The sequence below is a fragment of the Candidatus Blochmannia sansabeanus (nom. nud.) genome, assembly GCF_059935345.1.
On the sequence record NZ_CP011795.1, the window covers coordinates 308,246 to 327,787 of the forward strand.

Genomic DNA, 19,542 nt, shown 5'->3' on the forward strand with positions numbered 1-19,542 from the left:
TATAAAAAATGTTTACTATTTACCATTCTAATCAAGCGAATTCATTTAAAAAACTATTAATCAACATCATATCGAATAAATTATTATCTAATCCAATGCAATCTGAAATAATATTAACAGAACATAGTATTATAGATCAATGGATACAAATTGAACTAGCCAACCACTTTGGTATCGCATGCAACATCACATTTATGACTTTAACGTCTTTTATACAGCAGAATATTATTAATAATATAAAACCTGATGGTTCTATGGATAAAAATTTTTCTCGTTCTGTTATGTATTGGAAATTTATGAAAATATTATCTCAACCACAAATTCAAAAAAATTGCCCTATTATAGAAAAATACCTGAATCATGACATAAATCAACAAAAAATTAGTCAATTTTCCGAACAACTTGTCAACCTATTTACCCAGTATTTAATATATCGTCCAGATTGGTTGAATAGTTGGCAATCTAATAAAATAATAGATTATTTAGATAATACACATCAAATTTGGCAATCAAAAATATGGCGTTATTTCTTAGAAGAAATACAATACAATCAACAAGAACCAAATAGTAATATAAACCCCCTACAACGCTGTATCTATTTTCTTAAAAATTTAAAAAAAATAAATTGGGATTTACCAAGTAGAATATTTATTTTTGGAATAACATCTATACCTCCTATATATTGTAAAATTCTGAAATTTTTAAGTTATCACATTGATATTTATTTATGGTTTATCAGTCCTTATTATCATAATCCTAATGATATGTCTTACCAAAATTCATATGCTGTCACACAACAAACAAACCAATTACACGGTAATAATTCATTACACTCATCTTCATCCATTTCTGATTGTACTTACAGAAGCAATCATCATACTGATATAAACCATCCTTTGTTACACTCATGGAGCAATACCGCTCGTAACACCTCGTTTCTATTCGCTCAATTAAACAACAAAATTGAATTAGAATCATTTATCATTCCCAAAAAAGATTCTGTACTTCACATTATACAAAAAGATATCTATGAATTTCATAATTGTAAAATAAATACACAAACTTACGACAATATTCTAACATCAAAATCCCGTCAACGATATATTCTAGCTCCAACAGATCAATCGATTACTTGTCATATTTGCCATAGTGTTCAACGAGAAATAGAAGTATTACATAACAATTTATTATTAATGTTTACAAATAATCCATTGTTGACTCCAGGAGATATCATAATCATGGCTTCTGATATACACCGTTATGCACCAGCGATTCAAACTGTGTTTAATAACACACAGGGTCGACACTTACCATTCAGCATTGCAGATAATCATCAAAAAAATACACATCCGATTATATCAACTTTTCTTAATATACTTAATATACCATTTAGTAGATTTACTTCTGAAGAAATTTTATCATTTTTAAAAGTACCATCTATTGCTGCTCGATTTAATATGAGTAAAGAAGAAATTGAGTTATTAAGCCAATGGATATCTAAATCTGGTATTAGATGGGGTCTTGATAATTTCACTATGTATAACTTTAATTTTCCTATTACTAATCAAAATACTTGGAATTTTGGATTAACTCGAATGTTATTAGGTTATGCTATAAAAACCCAAAATAAAATATGGGAAAAAATTTTACCATATGATGATCTCACAATCAGAGAACATACTAATATTATCGGTCAATTAGGAGAATTTTTAAACACATTAAAAAAGTGGAGAGATCGATTAAATCGCCCTTACACTCTGAAAAAATGGATATTTTATTTTAAAGAGTTAATTGATGATTTTTTTTATTATGGTTATCCAGATTCAAAAGACAACAAAATTTTACTTTTATTAAAAGATTCTTGTAGAAATGTATTAGAATCAGGTATACAAGCAGAATATACTCAACCAGTCAGTGTAACAGCTTTACGAGAAAAACTATGTCACACATTACAAAAAAATAAAATAATGCATCGATTTATACCAAATGTGATCAATTTTTGTGATATTACTTCAACTTTCTGTATTCCTTGTAAGATAGTATATTTTTTAGGTATGAATGATCACTTATTCCCTCGTAATATAATACTACCAGACTTTAATTTAATAGCTAAAAACCCACAGAAAAATGACAATAATATATATGAAAAAGATTGTTATTCATTTTTATTAGCATTTTTAATAGCTCAAGAACGAATATATATTAGCTTTATTGAACACTCAATGTATGATAATACTATAAGTTATCCTTCTGCGTTAATTAATGAACTTTTTGAATATATTGCTTTAAATTTTTACTTGAAAGAACATAAAAATATAGAAATAGATATTAATATAAAATATATACGCCAACGTTTATGCACATGGCATACTCCATTTCCTTTTTCTCCTGAAAATTTTAATCCTGATAGTAATAAACAGAGCTTTGCTGCAGAATGGCTACCTGCACTAAATATTAGTACACTTAACACTTCAGTAATCTGCCAAAATTTCAATACCCAAATCCCCAATTATACCATAAAAAAAATAATATTTAAAGACTTATATAATTTTTATCGCCATCCAGTACGCATGTGGTTTCAAAAACGTTTAAATGTGTATTTTGATCAAAATACATTAAAATTACTAAATGATGAACCTTTCTCTGTAGATGATTTGAATCGCTATAAACTAAATATGAAATTAATTAACTATTTAATCTATGATAAAAATATCAATGAATTATATAATAGTATATGCGTTTCTGGAATTTTACCTTACGGCGCATTTGGAGAACTATTTTGGACGAGACAACACTCAAAAATGACAGTATTAGCAAATGAAATAAAGAAATACCATTATGTCGAAAAACATAACTTAGATATTTCTTTAGTATTTAATACGATTGAACTGATTGGACAATTAACTACAATTCAAAAAAATGGATTAATACGTTGGACAGTTAAGTGTCTTTCTATGAAAGAAATATTATTATTATGGTTAGAGCACATAACATATTGTGCTATAGGCGGAAAAGGAGATAGTAGACTATTTGGTATTGATGATGTATGGCATTTCCCTAATTTCTCAAAACTGCATGCAAAAAAGTTACTACTAATTTTAATATTAGGTTACTGTACCGGGATGAATACACCAGTACTATTATTATATCAGTCTGGAGGAGCTTGGATGAATCATATATTTGATTGGAATACTAAAAAAATATCTTCGAACCCTTCTTGTCAAAAAAAAGCGTGTCGAAAACTAATACAAATTTGGCAAGGTACTAAATATTCCTTGTTTAGAGAGAGTAACGATCCTTACTTACGTAAAATTATCCCATTTGACTTAAGTGAAGAAGATATTGCAAAAATTACTACAACCGCAGAACATTACCTGTTCAATTTGATGAAATATAGAATAATATAACAACTCAAAATATATGATGTGTCAATTGTAAAATACTTAAAAAATCTTGAATGACTATACATTAGATATAATCATCTACCATATAATAAACTCTATAAATAATAAAGGCATAAAAATTTAATATGGTATTATAGTCTCTTTTATTCTATCGTATAACCCACTATAACGTTGAGTGACAAGACTAATACTGCGTATAATTACATGATCTGTTGCATATAAAAAAATACATTGACGAGATCTAGTAACAGCAGTATACAGTAATTCTCGCGTTAATATTGGTGTGTGCTTATTAGGTAATACTATTACAATATATTTAAACTCAGATCCTTGTGATTTGTGTATAGTCATAGCAAAACAAGTTTCATATTCCGGTAATTGATATAATTGCACAACTTTTACTTTATTTTCTGGTAAAATAAAATATGCAGATAATTGATTTTGGCCATTTAGTAACATTACTCCAACATCCCCATTACATAATCCTAAAGATGGTTTATTTCGTAATATAATAATGGGTCTACCTATATAGTTACCAAAATTGTTTACTTTAATTAATCCCTTTTCAGTTAATATTCGCTCAATACAATAATTAATTCTTATCACGCCAAATGGACCATCACGTAATGCACATAATATTCGATAATGATTAAAAAATTCTAAGATATTTGTTTTCGACATTTTAGCATGTTGCAATTTTTGTAAATAATTAGAATATTTCATTGCGCAATCAATAATCATTTGAATATAGCTTTTTTTTTCGAACACATAGATATAATACAAATCCTTGTATATGTTTGAAGTCAGTAACGATAAAACTCGATTATAATCTCCCAAATTTATAGCATCAGCCAATTGGCTAATTCCTGATCGCTTACTAAATCGATAATTTTTCTTTAGTATACACATACCATCAATAATACTGTTATAATTATAATGTGTAGATGAATTAGAGTAAGATTCAATAGGCAATGAATAACCTGTAAGATTTATAATTTCTTGACAACGTTTATAAGAATATTGAAAACTAGCAAATTGACATATATCTTTAAATACAGATCCGGGTTCTACTGGATATAATTGATATTGATCACCGAACAAGATAACTCGCGTTTGAGGTGAAAGTGTCAAAAATAACTGAGCAAACATAGATAAACTGACCATAGAAGCTTCATCAATAACCAAAAGATCTAAGCGCATAGGATTTAAGCAATCGTATTGGATATACTTATTATTTAATTGTGTTCCTAATAAACTATGTAAAGTAGTAGCTTTTTCTGGTAAATTATGTAACCAAGCTTTATCTAATTGGAAGATATTATTTATATTTGTTTTAAAATACTCAGTTAAAAGAGCTGCTGCTTTTCCTGTTGGAGCAATCATTTTTATTTTTAGGTCATTACGGTTATTACATAGCAATAATGCTGCTATGATTTTAGCTATAATTGATGTTTTTCCAGTACCAGGTCCTCCGGAAATTAACACTCTTTGATGTGTTATTCCAATAGCAGTAGCTACTTTATGCCAATCAATTTTTGTATAAATTACAGGAAATAATTGATTTAACACGGAAATTATTTTTTCTTTTTTCAGAATATTTGACTGATGTTTATAATTAAAAAATCGAGCAACTGTACATTCGTCTTCCCACATATGGTACAAATATAAACGCTTATTTTCCAATACTAACGGGGTAACTTTTGATCCATCACTAACTGCAGAACAAGAAAGTAACAATTCTTGCCAATTATCTAACGATAATTTTCCTAATTTTTTATATATTAAATAAACTAACTCAGGATGATTTCCTTGAAATAATCTATCAAAAGTAATTAAATGTAAAGGTAAACAAACATGACCAGATCTAACGTGAGCGCTTAATGTCGCTCCAGCTAACGTTAATGCTTCTTTTATATTATATCTATTATCATCAGAAATAGGAGTAGTTAACACATCAGCAAATTGCACATCCAATGCATTCCATAATCCTAATTTTAAAACTCTTTTGGTAATATCTGTCATTCATACAAAAATCATAAAAATTAATCTTATTAAAGTTAATAATATTATATTATATTAATTATCAAAAAATTATTTATACATTTTTATAATCCAGTTATTTATTATACATCATTATATTGTGTATAAATTATTTTACTCTTAAAATGAATAAATATACCAATATGTATAAAATTTCATACTGCACGTATTTTTATTTAATTTATTTATGTAAAAATGTACTTTTGTGGTTTTTGTGAAAATCAAGTATTATGTATGTAATGCTGTTTTTGATCATTATTCTCTAGAAAACAAATTATCTAATTTACTAATAAATATCGATGGTGGACGGAAAAAATAAATACCATTACTAAACGGGGTTCCATCCATTCCTCGTATAAATAAATAATATACTCCTCCAAAATCTTTTTCATAATCATAAGATACAAGTTTGTTACGTAAGAATCGATGCAATGCTAAAGTATAAAGTTGATATTGTAATTCATAACGATGGTTAATCATTGCTTGTTCTATTTTAGAACAAACATAAGAATTGTTATTTGTTCCTAACCAATTAGTTTTATAGTCTAACAAATAATATCGATGATTCCAATAAAAAATTAAATCAATAACACCTTGTAACATACCTGTTAATCCTAAAAATTCGAGCGAATTAGATCTACATGATAAAGGATCATAATATTTACATAAACGATCTAATTTTTGTGGCGTTAAATATGTATTAATAGGTAAATAAAATTTAAACTCAGTTTTTTTATTTTCATTCATTATTTGTGAAAGAGTTAAATTTTCATTATTAAGCGGGGTGTTAAGTATTAAATATATCCACTCTCGAATGACATGTTTCCAAATGGGATCAATATTATATTTTTCCATATATATGCGTAGCCATTTCATATCCACAAATTTTTTAAAATCTAAATTTTCAAAAATGCTATGAAAAAAGCTCCCACATACTTTTCCTTTCGGAAAAGTATGTGGGGTCAATAAAATATCATTTTCTTGCAATCGAATATCTTCATGAATATCTAATTGTTCTTGAAAACCTAAACATGTTTCAACACCAGTATTTTTTAATGCACTAAAACTTGTTACACTCCACGGAGTGTAATTTTCAGATATTTTCCATTTTTTTACAGATAAAAATTGATTAGACATGATGGATGGTGCATAAGAACACAAACTTTGAAATCGCGAAATAACACGAAAAGAAATATCACCGTTCGAACAAACACTCAAACTTTTTAAATTTTTCTTTAACGTTTCTATATTGCCAACTTTTTTTTTTTGAACTAAATGCCCCAAAGCACTATGATGTAAATCATTGATGACAGGTTTCTTTTTATGTCCGCGTACTATTGAACCAACACCTATGGAGCAATGATAAATACTGCGAGTTATTGCTACATATAACAATCTTAAGTCTTCTGCTAAACGCTCTTCATCTGCTAATATTAAATTTGATTCTGATATATTAAAATCTAAATAGGTTTCATATGATTCCCTATCATGAAAAACACTATTTTTTTTATAATTTAAATCTGCTGCAAATGGTAAAAATGTTAATGGAAATTCTAATCCCTTAGATTTATGTATTGTACTAATTTTTATTGATTGATGGACATTGCCTAATCGTAAGATTTGATCAGATATTTTTTTATTTTTTGGTTGTATTATTTTTAGTATTAACCATTCTACAAGCGCATACTCATCTTGTAATTGCATTGAAACATTTTGCAATAATTCACCTAAATGTAAAATGTTTACTAAACTAATTTCACCTTTTTCTTTTTGTACAGATAATAATTTTTCTGGTATTTTATAGCAAAAAATTATTTTTTGTATCATCAGATAAACGCCTTGTTTTTTCCAAATTGAATGATATTGGAAAAATTCTTCAAGTATTTGTTCCCATTTAGATTCATTATTATTAATTTTTTCAATTTCAGTTGCATTTAATCCAAAAAAAACAGTTGTTAAAGCAGTACAAATTACATGCCGTTTTGGAAATAAAATTGCTCTTAGCAATAATGATAATTCATAAGATTCTATTGTTTCAAAAATATTTTTAGAATTAGATAAAAATACTGTTGGCACATTTACTTGCGATAAAGCAGTACGAATAAGTAATGCTTCTTCGTGATTTCGTACTAATACAGTTATATCTGATATTTTCAATTTTCTTTTATGGTTTTCATCTTCTAGCCAAGCCATCCCGTTATGTATTTTGTGTAATAAATTACACAAAACAGTGGCACATTCCCTTGCCATTGTTTGTTTATAGTCATCTATTGTGATTAAATTATCAGGATGAACCCAAAAACACATAGCTGCTTGTAACTGATTATTAATCACAAATCGATACATATTATTTTTATTAGCTGCTACCGAAGGAATAAAAGGAATATCTTCAAAAATAAATGGATTAGATATAAATTGGAATAATTGATTAACAGCATTAACCATACTTGATGATGAACGCCAATTAATATTAAGACTGTATTTATTATATATTGCTCGACGTATTTTCATATATGCAAATATATCTGCCCCACGAAAAGCATAAATTGATTGCTTAGGATCTCCTATGAGGATAAGACCATTTTTTGAATTATTATTATTATATAACGTATGAAAAATTTTAAATTGCTGCTGATCTGTATCTTGAAATTCATCAATAATTGTTACTGGATAACGTGTACGTATTGTGTATGCTAATTTATTGTCTTTATCTTTAATTAAACCAGTAACTACAATCTTAATGAGATCATTAAAAGTAATGTCTGATCTTAAATGTTGGGTATCAATTAAATTATTGCGCACTGCATTTATCGCGATATTAAATATTAGTGCTTTGAATGACAACAACTGCTTGTACAATTTTTCTATAGTATGAAACAAAAAATACACATGGCCGGATCTATGATCATTGTGTATTTTTAACTCTGTTTCCCTAAAACGCCTTAGTTCATTAGGTATAGTATGATCAATTGTTGGTTGTTTAACCCATTGATTAATTATATTTATCCAACGTGTTAAATTACTTTTGTTATATATTCTGCGATTAACATTATAAGTATTAATAACAATAATTATATTATTTTCATTTTCACACCATTTCTTTTTAATACTATCAATATACATTAAGATTTGTTCATAATAAGTCACAATGCTCTTTTTGTCTTCATACTTACCATAATCATGAAAATTATTGGGTCTAGATCCATAAATATAAGGGAAAATATCAGTTAAAAGAGCATTTGGATCATTCCAATATTCTTTAATTAAACTTACTATATTTAATGGAAGCACATAAAAATTCTGTCTCCAAAAATCAGTGCACACCTGTTGATATAATATTGTTTCATTATCAATGATATTTGTATTAAACAACATGTTTAATTCTATTGTATTATGATTTAGAACATTTTGACAAAAACTATGGATGGTAAATATAGATGCTTGATTGATTTTTTTTTCTGCTTCAGATAATTGATATATAGCCGCGCTCATATTACCTATCTTTGATAATAATTTAGAAAATAAAAAATTGCTACTACATCTACGTATACAATCTAATCGAAATTGACGAATATTTTCTCTTATTCGATAACGTAATTCTTGTACTGCAGATTGAGTAAAAGTAACTACAAGTATTTCTTGTACTGTTAAAGGACGGTAAAAATCTGATTTATTCCCCAAACATAATAATAACCTAAGATAAATTATTATCAGTGTATATGTTTTACCAGTTCCTGCTGAGGCTTCAATTAAACTAATTCCATGCAAAGGCAATTCTAAAACATTTAAGTTATGCATAGTCTATAATCTCATCATGCTTAAACATAACCAAGACTATTTAATATCACCAAAACTGCATTATTATAGAGTCTTTACCTGAAATAATGTATCAAAATGACATGATAACGAAACTAGAAAGATTATATACTTATAAAATAAGTAGGTAATCTTTCTTAAAAAGAAATACAATATATTTTCAAAATCATTTATAAAATTAATTATTAATCAATTTATATACACAAATAAAACTAAAATGTAATCTAAATAGAAAATTTAAACAATACTACGCCATAAAATCTTAAATAATAAAAATTGTTTTATCAGTATGTATCACGCAATAACTCATTGATCTGAACTTTGTTTTTAGTTTTATAATCAACTGTTTTCACTATTACTGCACAGTAGATATTAACACGACCGTCTTTAGACGGCAAACTCCCAGGAACTACCACTGAACCAGACGGAACACGTCCATAGTATATATTTCCACTATCCCGATCATATATTTTAGTGCTTTGTCCTATAAATACTCCCATAGAAATTACAGACCCTCTTTCAACAATCACGCCTTCAACAATTTCAGAACGAGAGCCAATAAAACAGTTATCTTCAATAATAGTTGGATTAGTTTGAATCGGCTCTAAAACCCCTCCAATACCAACACCTCCAGATAAATGGACATATTTCCCAATCTGTGCGCACGATCCAACTGTAGCCCAAGTATCAATCATAGTACCCGTATCAATATACGCGCCAATATTAATATAAGAAGGCATAATTACTGTATTATCAGCAATATAAGCTCCATAACGTACAGTAGCTGGAGGAACCACCCGAAGTTTTTTATTTTGAAAACATGTAGCAGACCATCCGAAAAATTTTACAGGAAACTTATCAAAAAAACGACCATCTCCCCAAGTTATTAATTTGTTATCCAAGATATAAAATGACAGAAGAATTGCTTTTTTTAGCCATTGATAAGTAATCCACTTACCATTAATTTTTTCTGACACTCGTAATTTACCGCTATCTAATCCATCTATAATTTCACAAACAGCATCTCTGACAGTACAATCAATATTATTTTTTGAAACATATTCTTTTTTGTCAAAAACGCTTTCAATTATTTTTTGTAACTGATTCATGTATTGTACATCCATGACATATAATTTGTTTAAAATCTTATTTTTTAATAATTTTATTGTCCATATAGTATAATTATACTCAGACATGTCTGTAATTTTAATTACATTATCCTATATCAAAAGATCTGTCCACATTTAATAATGTATATTTTCATAACTCTAATTTTTAACCTTTCCATATTATTATTTATATTGATTCGATAATATACATTATTAACAAATTTATTAAACAATATATACATATAAATTTCTATATATATCTTTCAATGTTATGCCGTTCATTTCAATCAATCTATTCACTATAATTTATAACATATTTATTTAAAAATTTTAAACACAAAATATATAACTATTGACCCCTATGACTAATAGTAGATGGGAAAGATTCCTCAGTACGTAATGTTAAAACTTCACATCCATATTCTGTAACAACAATAGTATGCTCATATTGTGCAGATAAATTATGATCTCTTGTTTTTACTGTCCATCCATCATTTTCGGTATAAATATGACGACTGCCTGCATTTATCATCGGTTCTATTGTGAACGTCATTCCAGATTGTAATATAACACCTTCATCATCAGCATCATAATGTAATACATGAGGAGATTCATGGAAAAATTTTCCAATTCCATGTCCACAATATTCTCTTACTATTGAAAAATTTTGTTTCTCTACAAATCTTTGAATAGATTGACCTATACGTTTTAAACGTATCCCTGGCTTAATCAGATTAATTGCTAAATATAGACTTTTTTGAGTCACTTGACATAAATCAGATCCCAATTTAGTTGATTGACCAACAATAAACATTTTAGAAGTGTCAGCATATAAACCATCTTTAATCACCGTAATATCAATATTTATAATATCGCCTTCTTTTAAAGTATGTAAATCACTCGGAATTCCATGGCATACTACATCATTAATTGAAGTACAAATAGATTTAGGAAACCCGTGATAACCAAGAGGAGCAGAAATAGCATGTTGTATTTTCGTAATATAATTGTGACAAATTGTATCTAATGTTCCAGTACTAATTCCAGGTTGAATATAGGGTTTAATCATTTCTAATACTTCTGCAGCTAATTTTCCAGCAATTCGCATTTTTTCTATATCTTCAGATGTTTTAATAATAATTGCCATAATATATAATTACAGATTTAATATTGATTAATATGCGACATCCTAACATTTCAACTATACGAGACGATTTTCTACATGAAAATAAATTACATTAAATCAAATTTGCTTATTTATTACTATAAAATGGTAAATACATATATTTTATTTCAAAATGTTTATTAACTATTTCCCTGTTTTATTTTATTGTAAAAACTATTCTTAGTTTTTAGCTTACTAAATTCATTATAACATATACAATATTATCTATCTATGTTTAGATGCCAACAATTGTCAATATTATAAGTAATACATTTAACAATCAATCGAGGTGTATAATAATGGAAAAACTTTCTATACGTAGTATGCTTCAAGCTGGTGTTCATTTCGGTCACCAAACTCGTTATTGGAACCCTAAAATGAAACCTTTTATTTTTGGCATTCGTAACAAAATACATATTATTAATTTAGAAACAACCATATTAATGTTTAAACAAGCTTTAGTTGAATTAAATAAAATTGCTTCATTAAAGGGAAAGATTTTATTTGTAGGTACCAAACGCGCAGCTAGTGAAGCCATTAAAAAAACAGCACTTGCCTGTAATCAGTTTTTTGTCAATCATCGTTGGTTAGGAGGAATGTTAACCAATTGGAAAACAGTACGTCAATCTATAAAACGTCTAAAAGACTTAGAAACTCAATCTCAGGATGGTACTTTTAAAAAATTAACCAAAAAAGAAGCATTAATCTTAAATCGCGAGCTTATTAATTTAGAAAATAGTTTAGGAGGTATTAAAAACATGGGTGGACTGCCAGATGCAATTTTTGCTGTCGGCGCAACACATGAACATATTGCTATAAAAGAAGCAAATAGTTTAGGCATTCCAGTTTTTGCAATCGTTGATACAAATTCTAACCCAGATGAAATAGATTTTGTTATTCCAGGTAACGATGATGCCATACGCGCGATTAATCTATATTTAGATGTAATATCCAACGTAATACATATAGATTACGCTCAATAATTAATAATAGATAACTACACGCAAATTATATTAATCATACACGTGTAGAATCATATATACTCTGAATATGATAATATTACTATGAAAAAAAAATTAACTAACATTAATAATGATTTAATTAAAGAATTACGCAAACGTACTAGCATTGGTATTGTAGAATGTAAACAGGCTTTAGTTAAAGCCAATGGCAATATTGAATTGGCCATAGATAATATGAGAAAATCTGGCCTAAAAACTGTTTATAAAAAATCCGGTCGCACAACATCATCAGGATTAATAGTGGTAGAAACTACATCCAATAGACAATATGGTGTTATGATAGAAATAAATTGTGAAACTGATTTTGTAGCAAAAGATAGCATTTTTAAAGAATTTGCCAAAATTGTTAAAACTACGGCATTAAATGAAAAAATTAACAATATTGACACATTAAAAACTAGATTTGAAGAACCACGTTCCAATATAATTTCAAAAGTTGGAGAAAACATAAATATTCGTAGACTTATTGTATTAACAGGTAATTTTTTAGGATCTTATATACATCATGGCTCCAAAATTGGGGTGATAGTAAATGTTAGTGGTGAAGTAACTGAAGATTTAGTTAAACATATTGCTATGCATATCGCAGCTAAAAACCCCAAATACATTAATGTAGATGATGTTCCGAAAGATATAATGATTCGTGAATACCATATTCAAATGGACATTGCCGTAAAATCTGGAAAATCATATAAAATTGCAGAACAAATAACTGCAGGACGCATGAATAAATTTTTAAATAACATTGTATTAATAAAACAAAACTTCATAATGGATACGAGCAAAACAATAGAACAATTATTAACTGAGTATCGCATCAAAATTAATGATTTTGCTCGTTTTGAATTAAGTGAAAATATGTAAATTAATATTTAATAATTATTAATGTGAAATATTTAATTACTAAATACAACAGCTTATTATTATTATTTTTTTAGCTAATGTATTAAATATTTTGAGAATAGAAATTGTATTAACTACATTATATTATATCAGAATAATTATTGACATACATATTTTACTTTAATAACTTAACTAAGTTAACGCCTATTTTTATTTATACCATTTTGTGAGGAATATAATTAATGGTAACTCACACAAAACCAATTTATCGGCGTATCATGCTTAAAATGAGCGGGGAAGCTCTACAAGGCGCTGAAGGTTTTGGAATAGATACTACTGTATTAAATAGGATGGTTATAGAAGTTAAAGAATTAGTAAACATAGGTATTCAAATTGGTATAGTTATGGGAGGAGGTAATCTGTTTCGTGGTACTGGACTAGTAGCTAAAGCTGGTATGAATCGAATAGTAGGAGACCATATTGGAATGTTAGCAACTATAATGAATGGATTAGCAATGAGGAGCGCGCTACATCGTGCTTATGTCCATTCCCACTTAATGTCAGCAATTCCATTAAGTGGGGTATGTGATCATTACAATTGGGTAAAAGCTATTAATTTGCTATCTAATAATTGGGTAGTAATTTTTGCTGCTGGCACTGGCAATCCTTTATTTACTACTGATTCTGCAGCTTGTCTACGCGGTATTGAAGTTAAAGCGGATGTAGTACTTAAAGCAACTAAAGTCGACGGAGTTTTTTCCACGGATCCAATCCAACATCCTGATGCTACACTATACGAACAATTAAGTTATCGAGATGTATTAGAGCGTGAACTGAAAGTGATGGATTTAACCGCATTTACATTGGCACGAGAACATAACTTACCAATACATATATTTAATATCAACAAACTTGGAGCATTAAAAAGAATAATAATGGGATATAAAGAAGGAACTTTAATAACCAAATAATTTAAAAAATTTACTAAAATTAAATATAAAATTTACATCAATTAACTTATTAATATAACAATATAAATCAGAGATATATGATGTGATGAATAAAATTAACAACATTCAAAAAAATTTAGAAACAGATATGAAAAAATGCATTAAAAACTTTAAAATGAATATAAATAATATTCATGTAGGTCGTGTTTCTCCAAATATTTTAAATAATATTCGAATAGATTACTATGGCGCACCAACCCCATTATCTCAATTAGCAAATGCTATAGCAAAAGATTCGCGCACATTAGCTATTACTGTTTTCGATCAAAAAATAATTAAATCAATAGAAAAGGCTATTTTTATGTCTAGTTTAGGATTAGTGCCTATTTCTCATGGTAATATTATTCAGGTTACATTGCCTCCATTAACTGAAGAACGCCGTCATACTTTAATAAAAATGGTAAGAACTGCATCAGAAAAAAGTAAAATATCCATAAGAAATGTACGGCGTATTGCTAATGATAAGATAAAAATTTTGACTAAAAATAAAGAAATTAATGAAGACGAAGAGCATGATTTTCAAAAAAAAATTCAAAAATTAACCAATACTTGGATTAAAGAAATTGATGCTATCTCAATAGCAAAAGAATCAGAATTAATGAAATTTTAAATATTAAATTATAAACTATATACAGCCCTGTATATATGAACGGCAAACAGAAACTTTTTAATTTATATATTCTAATACTTATGACTTACACATACATATGCAATCTCTAACAATTTTAGGTAGTACTGGATCTATTGGAAAGGCCACCCTTTCTGTAATACAACAACACACCGATAAGTTTTTTGTATACGCATTAATAGCTAAAAACAATGTCTCTGTAATGACAGAACAATGTATAGTGACGCATCCTAAATTTGCATGCATGATATGTGCAGATGCTGCAAAAACATTAAAAAAAAATTTAATCACAGCTGGAAAATATGATATTAAAGTACTATCTGGATTAAAAAATGCTTGTGAATTAACAGCGATTGATGATGTTGATATGGTTATGTCAGCTATAGTTGGAATTGCTGGGTTAAAACCCACTTTTTCTGCAATACGTGCTGGTAAAAAAATATTGTTAGCAAATAAAGAAATTTTAGTTACTTGTGGAAAATTGTTTATGCAAGAATCTAGACGATGCCATTCATGTATACTACCCATAGACAGTGAACATAATGCAATTTTTCAAAATTTACCAGTGACATGTCAAAAAAATTTAGGACATTTATCTTTATCTGAATATGGAATCTCTCGTATCGTATTGACTGCATCTGGAGGAATTTTTTTCAAACTACCACAAAAACAATTAGCCACAGTAACGCCAGAACAAGCTTGTATTCATCCCAATTGGTCTATGGGACGTAAAATATCAGTAGATTCTGCTACTATGATGAATAAGGGATTAGAATATATAGAAGCCCGACATTTATTCAACGCTAAATCTCATGAAATAGAAATCTTGTTACATCCTCAATCTATTTTCCACGCTATGGTATACTATACAGATGGAAATATCTTGGCACATTTAGCGCCTCCAGACATGACAATTCCTATAGCATATGCAATGGCTTATCCTAATAGAATTAAATTGCAAACTTTATCTAATATCAACGTAGATTATCTTAACAAATTAAGTTTTGATCGATTAGATAGTCAAATGTACCCTTGTTTGCAATTAGCAATAGATGCTGATAATTGTAGTCAAGCAGCGACTATTATTTTAAACGCAGCAAACGAAGTTGCCGTAGAAGCATTTTTAAATAGAATGATTTCCTTCACTGCAATTCCTGATATTATTCGTCGTGTACTTGATGAAATAAATTTAGATGACCCTAATGATATAGAAGATGTTTTATACATTGATCAAAAAGCTCGTGAAAAAGCAATATCAATATGTGCTGTATAATAATCAATACTGTCTCAAATAAACTATTACACTTTTAAAAATATAAAATTATGTAGAAATTTAATTCATCTATAATTATCAGTATTTATTTTTATAAGTAATATTTTAATTAATATGTAGGCATTTAGTTTGGAAAATAAATAAGTGTGACATTATCTCAACATAACCAAGACCTTAGCGCTTTTTCATCTGATGTGCTGCCACGCCATGTTGCCATTATCATGGATGGTAATGGCCGTTGGGCAAGAACACGAGGGAAATTACGTATTATTGGGCATCAAGCTGGATTTAGTGCAGTTCGGCGCGCTGTTCATTTCGCTGTTAATTATAGATTTGATGCGTTAACTCTATATGCATTTAGTAGCGAAAATTGGAAACGTCCCAATAAAGAAATTGATTCCTTGATGCAACTGTTCGACCAAGCACTAAATAGTGAAATCGATGCCCTACATAAGAATAATATTAAACTGCAAATCATCGGAGACACTAATCGATTTACTATTGAATTACAAAAAAATATACGCCGTTCTGAAAAACTCACCTCTAAAAATAGTGGGCTAAAACTTAATATCGCTGCAAATTATGGAGGACGATGGGATATCATTCAAGGAGTAAAACAACTTGCAACACAAGTACAAAAAGGAATATTAAGCCCTAACCAAATTGACGAAGATACTTTATGCAGATATGTATGTATGCATGAATTAGCTCCAGTAGATTTAGTGATCCGAACAGGCGGGGAGCATCGTATTAGTAATTTTCTGCTTTGGCAAATAGCATATGCTGAATTATTTTTTACAGATGTATTATGGCCTGATTTTAATGATTTTACATTTAAAAGAGCATTAAATACTTTTATGAAACGAGAGCGTCGATTTGGAAACAGCGTATCTATTTAATTTATATAAAACATAAAAATAAGGAAAATATGTGTTAAGAAATCGTTTAATTAGTATGTTTATCTTGATTCCTATTACTATTTTTATAGTATTTTTGTTACCTATTATACAATTCTCAATTATTACATTTATTATCTGTTTAATCAGTGCATGGGAATGGGGTAAAATAATGCATTTCCCTATTTATATACACCGAACATGGATATATATTATCTTCGGATTATTGTGCGCTATAACAATTATTATGATATTTAAGAATCATTTATATTTTAGTAACTGGCGTATTTTTTGGTGGATTCTCAGCAGCATTATTATAATGTGGTGGATATTGGCATTGATGTTAATATTGTCTTATCCTAATTCTGCTATTTTTTGGAGAAAATCTAGTATATTGCAGTTTTTTTTCGGAATACTAACAATTTTACCATTTTTTTGGGGAGTATTAACATTATATCAATTTCATTACATCAACAATAACATTATTGGGAAATGGTATTTACTATATATTATAATACTAGTCTGGATTAATGATTCAAGTGCATATGTCATTGGAAAAACATTAGGAAAACATAAATTATTAAAAGCTATATCTCCTAAAAAAACCTGGGAAGGATTTATCGGAGGTATGTTAACATCAACAGGTATTGCATGGTTATTTATAAGATATATACCAATAAATATTATAAATCCATCTATCATATTTATTTATTCTACAATCGCAATTATAGCTTCTGTAGTAGGAGATTTAACTGAAAGTATGTTTAAACGGGAATCTGGCATAAAAGACAGCGGCAATCTAATCCCTGGACACGGAGGAATGTTAGATCGTATAGATAGCTTAATTGCTGCAGTCCCAATTTTTACTTGTCTAATATTATTAAGTCAATATTAATAATAATTAAAAATAAAAAACAACACATAAAATCATGTTATCACACTTTTTTTGGAACTTAATTGCATTTATCCTAGCATTAGGAATACTTATCACAGTTCATGAATATGGACATTTTATAGCAGCACGAGTTTTAAAAGTAAAAGTAGAAAGATTTTCTATAGGATTTGGTCCTATTTTATGGAGTCGACGTGATTCAAAAAATACTGAATATGCGATTTCTGCTGTTCTGTTAGGCGGATATGTAAAATTGTATAACACACAAGAAGAACAATCCATCTCTTGCAATAAAGAAAATAATAATGCTTTTAATTGCCAACACATTTGGAAAAAAAGTATTATCGTAGCTTCAGGACCTATTTTTAATCTCATTTTCTCGATTCTATCCTATGTAATAATTTTTATAATAGGAATACCTGCATACAAACCAATAATACATTCTGTCATACCCAATTCTATTATTGCTCAATCAGGGATCCAGTCTGGAGTAGAAATTACATCAATTAACAATATTCAAACACATGATTGGGACTCAGTCCGCTTAGAAATTTTCAATAGTATAGGTAAAGAAAAAATTATTATTTCTACAACGTCAATAAATGACACGTATATTAATAAAACTTATATCATTAACTTATCTCGTAACTGGTTTAATAATTCTACTAATACACCAGATCCTATAATAACATTAGGTATTCTTCCTTTTAATACAAAAGTAGTCCCAATCTTATCTGAAGTAAAACCTAATTCTTCTGCAGAACAGGCTGGTTTAAAAATTGGAGATAAAATTATATCAATCGACGGTCAATTAATACGCCACTGGGAATCAGTGATCACAGTTTTTAAAAACAATCCAGAAAAAAATTTTAAAATTTCTGTGGAACGAGCAAATAAAACACTAAATTTAAATTTAATACCAAATAAAAAAAATCTGATTCATTCTGATAAAATAGAAGATATTATAGGTGTTTTTCCAAAGATCATTAATGACAACACCCCGGCTGAATATTATACAATTCACCAATATAGCTTGTATACTGCTATATTGCAAGCTTTCAAAAAAACTTGGACACTCATGTGCCTCACAACCAACACATTATTCAAATTGATTGCTGGAGACATTAGAATCACTCACCTTGGGGGACCGATCGCGATAGCAAAAGGAGCAGGCGAATCGGCTCAATCCGGACTAATCTATTATCTCATTTTTTTATCATTAATCAGTATCAATTTAGGAATTGTCAATTTATTACCCTTTCCAACTTTAGATGGTGGACACTTGTTTTTTTTTATAATAGAAAAAATAAAAGGAAAAGCAATATCAAAAAAAATACAAAACTTTGGTTATATCATCGGATCTATTATGCTCATAATAACAATGTGTTTAGCATTGTTCAATGATATATCCAGATTATGGTAATAACAAATATAATTCAATTAA

At 28.3% G+C, this 19,542-nt stretch carries 13 protein-coding genes; 9 read left to right on the forward strand and 4 right to left on the reverse strand.

What is annotated here, in order from left to right:
* Positions 1-8: 8 nt before the first annotated feature.
* Entirely contained in the window at positions 9-3,407 is a 3,399-nt protein-coding gene (gene recC, locus Bsans602_RS01370) for an exodeoxyribonuclease V subunit gamma (RefSeq protein WP_500837318.1), read from the forward strand.
* 117 nt (positions 3,408-3,524) lie between these two features.
* On the opposite strand, the gene recD is transcribed toward recC, so the two are convergent.
* The 4 genes from recD to map all read right to left on the reverse strand — a co-directional run bounded on the left by recD (position 3,525) and on the right by map (position 11,516).
* Positions 3,525-5,426, reverse strand: a complete 1,902-nt coding sequence (gene recD, locus Bsans602_RS01375) for an exodeoxyribonuclease V subunit alpha (protein ID WP_500837319.1) — start codon at positions 5,424-5,426, stop codon at positions 3,525-3,527.
* A gap of 273 nt (positions 5,427-5,699) precedes the next feature.
* Entirely contained in the window at positions 5,700-9,242 is a 3,543-nt protein-coding gene (gene recB, locus Bsans602_RS01380) for an exodeoxyribonuclease V subunit beta (RefSeq protein ID WP_500837320.1), read from the reverse strand.
* 302 nt (positions 9,243-9,544) lie between these two features.
* Positions 9,545-10,369 carry a 2,3,4,5-tetrahydropyridine-2,6-dicarboxylate N-succinyltransferase gene (gene dapD, locus Bsans602_RS01385; RefSeq protein ID WP_500837384.1) on the reverse strand — a complete coding sequence of 275 codons (825 nt, stop codon included), beginning with the start codon at positions 10,367-10,369 and terminating at the stop codon, positions 9,545-9,547.
* Positions 10,370-10,718: 349 nt separating this feature from the next.
* Positions 10,719-11,516 (reverse strand): type I methionyl aminopeptidase, encoded by a 798-nt coding sequence (gene map, locus Bsans602_RS01390; RefSeq protein WP_500837321.1) that lies wholly within the window; start codon positions 11,514-11,516, stop codon positions 10,719-10,721.
* Between the two features lie 317 nt (positions 11,517-11,833).
* Here map and rpsB point away from each other — a divergent pair, with 317 nt between their 5' ends.
* The 8 genes from rpsB (at position 11,834) to rseP (ending at position 19,521) form a co-directional block, all read left to right on the forward strand.
* Entirely contained in the window at positions 11,834-12,517 is a 684-nt protein-coding gene (rpsB, locus tag Bsans602_RS01395; RefSeq protein ID WP_500837322.1) for a 30S ribosomal protein S2, read from the forward strand.
* An 81-nt stretch (positions 12,518-12,598) separates the two neighbouring features.
* Positions 12,599-13,420, forward strand: coding sequence for a translation elongation factor Ts (gene tsf, locus Bsans602_RS01400; protein ID WP_500837323.1), 822 nt, complete (start codon positions 12,599-12,601; stop codon positions 13,418-13,420).
* Between the two features lie 221 nt (positions 13,421-13,641).
* Complete coding sequence (gene pyrH / locus Bsans602_RS01405; RefSeq protein WP_500837324.1) at positions 13,642-14,370, forward strand: UMP kinase; 729 nt, start codon at positions 13,642-13,644, stop codon at positions 14,368-14,370.
* A gap of 82 nt (positions 14,371-14,452) precedes the next feature.
* Positions 14,453-15,019, forward strand: a complete 567-nt coding sequence (gene frr / locus Bsans602_RS01410; RefSeq protein WP_500837325.1) for a ribosome recycling factor — start codon at positions 14,453-14,455, stop codon at positions 15,017-15,019.
* Between the two features lie 97 nt (positions 15,020-15,116).
* Entirely contained in the window at positions 15,117-16,310 is a 1,194-nt protein-coding gene (gene ispC, locus Bsans602_RS01415) for a 1-deoxy-D-xylulose-5-phosphate reductoisomerase (RefSeq protein ID WP_500837326.1), read from the forward strand.
* A 146-nt stretch (positions 16,311-16,456) separates the two neighbouring features.
* Entirely contained in the window at positions 16,457-17,209 is a 753-nt protein-coding gene (uppS, locus tag Bsans602_RS01420) for a polyprenyl diphosphate synthase (protein ID WP_500837327.1), read from the forward strand.
* Positions 17,210-17,240: 31 nt separating this feature from the next.
* Positions 17,241-18,101, forward strand: coding sequence for a phosphatidate cytidylyltransferase (locus Bsans602_RS01425; RefSeq protein ID WP_500837328.1), 861 nt, complete (start codon positions 17,241-17,243; stop codon positions 18,099-18,101).
* Positions 18,102-18,135: 34 nt separating this feature from the next.
* Positions 18,136-19,521 (forward strand): sigma E protease regulator RseP, encoded by a 1,386-nt coding sequence (rseP, locus tag Bsans602_RS01430; protein ID WP_500837329.1) that lies wholly within the window; start codon positions 18,136-18,138, stop codon positions 19,519-19,521.
* The last annotated feature ends 21 nt before the right edge of the window (positions 19,522-19,542 follow it).